Here is a 6,131-nt window from a genome sequence, read left to right on the forward strand (position 1 = left end):
CTTCGGTTTCGGCCGCCGCGCGGATCGCATCGACATCGGCGCCGCTCAGCGTGCGCGCGAGCGCTTCGCTGGCGCCCGCCAGCACGCGCTCGATGCGCTGACCGAGCAGCGGCATCAGCACGGGCGCGACGTTCGTGCCGGGCCAGCGCGCTTCGAGTTCGCGCGCCAGCACGCGCGCGGCCACGGCTTCGCTGTCGATCAGCACGCCGTCGCAGTCGCAGATGAGTGCCTGGATCGTCATCGTGTTTTGCGGGTTCGTCATGACGTTTGCGGTTCGCCTTCGATTATTTGACCGCGCCGAACGTGAGGCCGCGCACCAGCTGCTTCTGCGAGAGCCAGCCGACGATCAGCACCGGCGCGACCGCCAGCAGCGAAGCCGCCGAGAGCTTGGCCCAGAACAGCCCTTCCGGACTCGAATACGACGCGATGAACACCGTGAGCGGCGCCGCGTTCGAACTCGACAGGTTGATGCTCCAGAAGGCTTCGTTCCACGACAGAATGATCAGCAGCAGCGCGGTGGATGCGAGGCCGGGCACCGACATCGGCATCAGCAGATAGACGATTTCCTGCCACGTGGCCGCGCCGTCCATGCGTCCGGCTTCGAGAATGTCGCGCGGAATCTCGTTGAAGTAGGTGTACGACATCCACACCGCGATCGGCAGATTGATCAGCGTGTAGACGATCACGAGTCCGCTCACGCTGTCGAGCAGGCCGGTATTCTTCCACAAGAGATAGATCGGCACGAGCACGCCGACCGACGGCATCATCTTGGTCGAGAGCATCCACAGCAGGATTTTCTGCGTGCGGTGATTCGGGAAGAACGCCATCGCGTAGGCGGCGGGCACGGCGAGAATCAGGCAGACGATCGTCACGCCCGCCGAGATCAGCACCGAATTCCACGCGAACGCGAAGTAGTTGCTGCGCGCGAATACCTCGCGGAAGCTGTCGAGCGTCGGCATGAAGAACAGCGACGGAATGTAGGCCTGCTGCTCGGTCTTGAACGCGGTGATCGTCATCCAGAAGATCGGGAAGAACAGTGCGAGCGCGATGACCCACGCGAGCAGACCAGGCACCACGCGGCCGAGAAATTGCAGCGGCGAGGCGCGATTGACCGCGTGCGGCGAATTGGGCGCGCTGGCGGGCGTAGCGGTGACCTGGCTCATTTTTCGTACTCCCCTTTGAGGTTGCGGGCGAGCATGCGCACGAGGAAGAACGACACGATGTTCGCCAGCACGACGGCCAGAATGCCGCCCGCCGAGGCGATGCCCACGTCGAACTGCTGCAGGCCCATCGAGTAGATCAGGTACGTGAGGTTGGTGGTCGCGTTGCCGGGACCGCCGCCCGTCGTCGTGTAGATCTCGGCGAAGATCGACAGCAGGAAGATGGTTTCCATCATCACCACCACGGCGATCGCGCGTCGCAGATGCGGCAGCGTGATGTAGAAGAACATCGAGATCGCGCCCGCGCCGTCGATCTTGGCGGCTTCCTTCTGCTCCTGGTCGAGCGACTGGATCGCCGTGAAGAGAATCAGGAACGCGAACGGCAGCCATTGCCACGCCACGATCATGATGACCGCGAACAGCGGATACACCGCGAACCAGTCGATCGGCGTGAGGCCGACCGCGCGCATCGCCACGGCCACGAGACCGTAGACCGGATGCAGGATCATGTTCTTCCAGATCAGCGCGCTCACCGTCGGCATCACGAAGAACGGCGCGATGGCGAACAGGCGCGCGATGCCCTGACCGATGAACTTGCGGTCGAACAGCACCGCCATCAGCACGCCGCCGATCACGGTGATCGCGAGCACCGAGACGATCAGCACGATCGTGTGGATGATCGACGGGATGAACGACGGATCGGTGGCGAGAAACTTGTAGTTGTCGAGGCCGGCGAAACCCTTGAGGTCGGGGTTCAGCAGGTTGTAGCGCGTGAACGAATACCAGATCGTCATCGCGAGCGGAATCGTCATCCAGAGCAGCAGGACGGCGACCGACGGCGAGACCAGCCAGCGCGACGCCGAGCGGCGCTGTTCGACCTGTTGCACGTTCGGTTTGGGTGCGCGCGTTCGATTGAATAGAGGCATGTGGAGATGGAGATGACGCATGAGGACCACCCTTCTCTGTAGCGCGCCGCGCGGGGGCGCGGCACCACATCTGCAGCGCGAGGCACGCCGTCGCGGGCGCGCCTCGCTGCGTTACTGAGCTGCTTTACTGCGCTTGCTTTACTGCGCTGCGTTACTTCTGATACCCGGCCTGCGCCACGGCGCGATCGGCGGCGGCGTTGCCCGCGCTGAGCGCCTGATCGACGCTCATCTGACCGGCGACGGCGCCGGAGATGTTCTGGCCGACCACCGTGCCGAACGACTGGAATTCAGGAATCCCGACGAACTGCACACCCGTGTACGGCACCGGCTTCAAGGTCGGATGATTCGGATCGGCGGTCTGGATCGCCTTCAGCACGAACTCCGAGAACGGCGCGGCCTGCTTGTACTCCGGACGCTGATAGGTCGAGATGCGCGTACCCGACGGCACCGACGCCCAGCCCTCGTCCTTCGCCACGAGCTCGACGTATTGCTTCGAGGTCGCCCATTCGATGAACTTGCGCGCCGAGTCCTGCGACTTCGACGACTTCGGCACCGCCAGCGCCCACGACCAGAGCCAGTGCGCGCCGTTCGGCGTGACGGCGGTCGGCGCGGCCGCGAAGCCGATCTTGTCGGCGACCTGCGACTGCGACTTGTTGTACAGAATGCCCGCGGCCACCGTCGCGTCGATCCACATCGCGCACTTGCCCGACGACATCAGCGTGAGGTTTTCGTTGAAGCCGTTCGAGCTCGCTCCCGGAGGGCCGTCCTTCTTCAGCATGTCGACGTAGAAGCCCACCGCCTTCTTCCACTCGGGCGTGGTGAGCTGCGCGTGCCATTTCTCGTCGAACCAGCGGCCGCCGAAGGTGTTCACCACCGTCGTCACGTAGGCCATGTTCTCGCCCCAGCCGGCCTTGCCGCGCAGACAGATGCCGTAGGTGCCGGACGCCTTGTCGGTGAGCTTGTCGGCGAAGTCCTTGATCTGGTCGTAAGTCGGCTGATCGGGCATCTTGAGGCCCTTCGCGGCGAACAGATCCTTGCGGTAGTACGTCATCGAACTTTCGACGTAGAACGGCAGCGCATAGAGCGTGCCGTTGTACGAGAGACCGTCGCGCGCGGTCTTCACCACGTCGTCGATGTCGTAGTCGGCGGGCAGATTGGTCATCGGCGCGAGCCAGCCGCGCTTGCCCCACTGCGGCGCTTCATAGGTGCCGATCATCATCACGTCGAACTGGCCGCTGTTGGTCGTGATGTCGGTCGTGGCGCGCTGGCGCAGCACGTTTTCCTCGAGGATCACCCAGTTCAGCTTGATGCCCGGATTGGCTTTTTCGAAGGCCGGCGAGAGCTTCTTCAGCTCGAGCATGTCCGGGTTGTTCAACATCGCGATCGTCACGGTCTGCGCGTGGGCCGCGCCCGCGGCAGCGATCATTGCACCCGCGCTCATGGCACGCAGCACGGTCTTCAAAACGGGTTTCATGACGTTGTCTCCTTGTTTGTTACGTTATGCGTCGTAGTGCGTTGCGTGTTGCAATCTTGATGCGACGTGACGTCGTGCTGCCGGGTCCTGCGTTGCTGCGTGTCGCGGCGGTTCAGCTCATCCAGTTGCCGCCGTCGACGTTGAGCGTCTGCGCGGTGATGTAATCGGCGTCGGCGGACGCGAGAAAGAGCGCCGCGCCCGTGAGGTCGCCAGGCAGGCCCATGCGGCCGAGCGGCACCGCCTCGCCCACGAGCCGCTTCTTCTCGCCCAGCGGCCGATGCTCGTAGCGCGCGAACAGCGCGTCCACCTGCTCCCACATCGGCGTATCGACCACGCCCGGCGCGATGCCGTTGACGTTGATCCGGTGCGGCGCGAGCGCGAGCGCCGCCGACTGCGTGTAGCTCAGCACCGCCGCCTTGGTCGCGCAGTAGTGCGAAACAAGCGCTTCGCCGCGGCGCCCGGCCTGCGACGACATATTGATGATCTTGCCGCCCTGCCCCTGTTCGACCATGCGGCTCGCGACGGCCTGCATCAGAAAGAACATGCCCTTCACGTTCACCGCGAAGAGCCGGTCGTAGACGTCCCAGGATTCGTCGAGCAGCGGGCGCATGTCGAACAGCGCCGCGTTATTGAAAAGAATGTCGATGCGGCCGAAGCGCTCGACCGCCGTGAGCACGATGCGCTCGATGTCCTCGCGGCGCGTGACGTCCGCGCTCAGCGTAAGCACGCGTTCGGGATGCGCGGCGGCCAGTTCGACGGCGATGGCGTCGGCGGGCTTCACGTCGACCAGCACGCAGCGCGCGCCTTCGTCCAGATAGCGCTGCGCGACCGCTTCGCCGATACCGCTCGCCGCGCCGGTCAGCACCGCCACCTTGTCCTGCAAACGTCCAGCCGCCGGGTTCGCGGAATGTGCCACAGGGTTGTCTCCGAGTTTGTCCGTGCCGCCGGCGCGCGCTGATGAACACTCGCCCGACACATGAACATTTGCTCTATTAGTGGTCGAATGATCGGATACGGACGCGGACATGTCAAGGCGGACAAACGCTTGGCCGTCGGATTTCGATGGTGCGCTGCGCAAGCCGGCACGCCGCGCGCCCGATTCTCCCGGCACTCCCGGCATCGGCCGTCCGGCTGACTCGCCATGTTGCGTGATACGTTATATCATCTCGCCTTCACCGATTTTCACCATTCGGCCCTTTCGGTCCGGCTTTCCGTCTTTAATCGGCCTCGCCTCTCGTTCAAGGATAGAACCATGCTCGCAATTTCCCGCGCGAAGCTGCGCACGCGCAGCCGCCTCGCGCAGGCCGCCGCCACGCTGACGTTCACCACCCTCGCCGCCGTCGCGGGCCTGCTGGGCCCGGTGCGCGCCGCGCAGGCCGACACCGCCATCCCCGTGGTCGCGGCGGAGAACTTCTATGGCGACGTCGTCAAGCAGATCGGCGGCGCGAACGTGAGCGTGACGAGCATCCTGAGCAATCCGGACCAGGACCCGCACCTGTTCGAAGCGAGCCCGAAGACGGCGCGCGCGCTCCAGCACGCGCGCGTGGTGGTCTACAACGGCGCCGATTACGATCCGTGGATGAGCAAGCTGCTCGGCGCGACCCAGGGCGGCCAGCGCACGACCATCGTCGCGGCGGACCTCGTCGGCAAGAAAGCGGGCGACAATCCGCACCTCTGGTACGACCCGCAAACCATGCCCGCCGTGGCGCGCGCGGTGAGCGCGGCGCTCGGCGCGGCGGACCCGGCGCACAAGAGCGTGTACGATGCGAACCTGGCCACGTTCCTCGGCTCGCTCAAGCCGATCGACGCGAAGGTCGCCGCGCTGCGCGCGCAGTACAAGGGCGTGCCGGTGACGGCCACCGAACCGGTGTTCGGCTATATGTCGGATGCGATCGGTCTGGACATGCGTAATCTGCGCTTCCAGCTGGCCGCGATGAACGACACCGAGGCGAGCGCGTCGGACATCGCCGCTTTCGAGCGCGATCTGCGCGAGCGCCGCGTGCACGTGCTGATCTACAACAGCCAGGCGACCGAGGCGCTCACGCGGCGCATGCTCGGCCTCGCGCAGCAATCGAAGGTGCCGACGGTGAGCGTGACCGAGACGCAGCCCGCAGGCGTGAATTTCCAGCAGTGGATGCTGGCGCAGCTCGACGCGCTCGGCAAGGCGCTCGCGCAGCACTAAACACGAAGTACTCAGGGAACAGAAGCAATGACAGAGGCCGCGCCCTCTCCGCAACACGCACAGGACGTGCATCACCACCGCGCGCCGCAGCCGGTGCTCACGCTCGCGGGCGTGACGCTCACGCTCGGCGAGCGCACGATCCTGCGCGACGCCAACTTCGCCGTGAACCAGGGCGAATTCATCGGCGTGCTCGGACCGAACGGCGCGGGCAAGACCACGCTGATGCGCGCGATCCTCGGCCTCGTGCCCGCCTCGCGCGGTGCGATCCGCGTGCTCGGCGAACCGGTCGCGCGCGGCAATCCGAAGATCGGCTACATGCCGCAGACGCGCACGGCGCTCGAGAGCCGCCGCGTGCGCGGCCGCGACTTCGTGGCGATGGCCGCCGACGG

At 65.4% G+C, this 6,131-nt stretch carries 6 protein-coding genes and 1 pseudogene; 2 read left to right on the forward strand and 5 right to left on the reverse strand.

What is annotated here, in order from left to right; genetic code table 11:
• From G3N97_RS35170 to G3N97_RS35190, 5 genes and pseudogenes are all read right to left on the reverse strand, one after another.
• Positions 1-262 (reverse strand): annotated as a pseudogene (locus G3N97_RS35170) (hypothetical protein); the annotation flags it as partial.
• Between the two features lie 22 nt (positions 263-284).
• Positions 285-1,163 (reverse strand): carbohydrate ABC transporter permease, encoded by an 879-nt coding sequence (locus tag G3N97_RS35175; protein ID WP_205997444.1) that lies wholly within the window; start codon positions 1,161-1,163, stop codon positions 285-287.
• Positions 1,160-2,107, reverse strand: coding sequence for a sugar ABC transporter permease (locus G3N97_RS35180; protein WP_205997445.1), 948 nt, complete (start codon positions 2,105-2,107; stop codon positions 1,160-1,162). The genes G3N97_RS35175 and G3N97_RS35180 overlap by 4 nt, the downstream gene beginning before the upstream one ends.
• Positions 2,108-2,237: 130 nt before the next feature.
• Positions 2,238-3,560 (reverse strand): sugar ABC transporter substrate-binding protein, encoded by a 1,323-nt coding sequence (locus G3N97_RS35185; protein WP_205997446.1) that lies wholly within the window; start codon positions 3,558-3,560, stop codon positions 2,238-2,240.
• 112 nt (positions 3,561-3,672) lie between these two features.
• Positions 3,673-4,476, reverse strand: a complete 804-nt coding sequence (locus G3N97_RS35190; RefSeq protein ID WP_346778164.1) for an L-iditol 2-dehydrogenase — start codon at positions 4,474-4,476, stop codon at positions 3,673-3,675.
• A 336-nt stretch (positions 4,477-4,812) separates the two neighbouring features.
• On the opposite strand from G3N97_RS35190, the gene G3N97_RS35195 reads away from it, so the two are divergent.
• Together G3N97_RS35195 and G3N97_RS35200 are read left to right on the forward strand one after the other, a co-directional pair.
• Complete coding sequence (locus tag G3N97_RS35195) at positions 4,813-5,742, forward strand: metal ABC transporter solute-binding protein (RefSeq protein WP_205997448.1); 930 nt, start codon at positions 4,813-4,815, stop codon at positions 5,740-5,742.
• 27 nt (positions 5,743-5,769) lie between these two features.
• Positions 5,770-6,131 (forward strand): ATP-binding cassette domain-containing protein (locus tag G3N97_RS35200; protein WP_205997449.1); only part of this gene is annotated, 362 nt, incomplete at its 3' end.

It is taken from the genome of Paraburkholderia sp. Ac-20347 (assembly GCF_017104805.1).
In the GTDB taxonomy this organism is placed as follows: domain Bacteria; phylum Pseudomonadota; class Gammaproteobacteria; order Burkholderiales; family Burkholderiaceae; genus Paraburkholderia; species Paraburkholderia tropica.